We start from the raw sequence: 1,101 nt of genomic DNA, 5'->3' as shown, positions 1-1,101 counted from the left end.
AGAGGGCGTTTGATGTAGCCGAATTGCCCTTTAAAACCTAGTAAGTTCCTCGCCAGGTTGGTGTGTTCTCGTCCGTTATGCGCTTAGCGAGGTTGTCGATCGAGGCGACGTGGATCATGGCTTCGGAGCTGACGGGGAGGGTCTCGTAGTCGCGGGCGAGCCGGCGGTGCATCATGATCCAACCGATACTTCGTTCCACTACCCAGCGTCTTTTCAGGACGTGAAAGCCGCGGGTCCCAGGGTTTTTGTCGACGACTTCGACGTCGATTCCGAGGTTCGCGCCGTGCTCCACGACGGCCTTCTTGAAACCGGCGTCGGCCCAGCTTTTCGTGATGGTTGGGTACGTGTTTTTCGCCTGGTCGAGGAGGCGTATCCCGAGTGCGTTCTCCGAGAGACTCGCAGCGGCGACGGTCACAACGAGGATCAGGCCGATCGTGTCAGTGAGGATGCCTCGCTTCCGGCCCACGATCTTCTTCGCGGCGTCCGTTCCCTGGCTGGTCACGGGCACGTTGGTGGAGGTCTTGACGCTCTGGGTGTCGATGACGGAGGCCGTCGGCTCGGACTTCCGGCCTTCCTTCACGCGGGCGAGGGCGGTGAGGTCGTAATTGAGCTGGGCGAAGATCCCCTCGTCGCGCCAGGCCGCGTAGTAGAAGTAGACGGTGCCATGGCCAGGGAAGTCATGTGGGAGGTATTTCCAGGGAATTCCGGTGCGGTTGAGATAGAGGATCGCGTTGAACACGTCACGAAGATCGACTTTCGCCGGCTGGCCGGTGGGGCGACGTTTGAGGCGGGCATTCCGCCAGGCCGTCAGCGTCGGTTCGATCAGGGCCCATCGGGCGTCCGACAAGTCGCTGGGGTACGGCTTTCGATCACTCACAGCACAGCCTGAGCATAGGCACGCCGGAATCATTCGTTCCGCAGACTGCTGGGAGGTTCTGCTGTATCTCTACGTCAGACGGGTTTTTGAAACCAGAAGCGGATGAGACGGGCGACGAGGCTATCGCCCCGCCAGGCGATGTTCTTCACCTATCGGGCAATCCTCAACGAAATGGGGCACTCGCATAAGGTGCGTACGGGCCTTGACCTGCATAAACGCCCTCT

1 protein-coding gene is annotated in these 1,101 nt (G+C 60.5%); it reads right to left on the bottom strand.

Annotated elements, in window-relative coordinates:
• Positions 1-37: 37 nt before the first annotated feature.
• Positions 38-877, bottom strand: a complete 840-nt coding sequence (locus ABZ855_RS48425; RefSeq protein WP_360820500.1) for an IS5 family transposase — start codon at positions 875-877, stop codon at positions 38-40.
• Between the last annotated feature and the right edge of the window lie 224 nt (positions 878-1,101).

The sequence above is a fragment of the Streptomyces sp. NPDC047042 genome, assembly GCF_040644035.1.
Taxonomy (GTDB): domain Bacteria; phylum Actinomycetota; class Actinomycetes; order Streptomycetales; family Streptomycetaceae; genus Streptomyces.
This window is presented reverse-complemented; position numbering and strand designations above follow the sequence as displayed.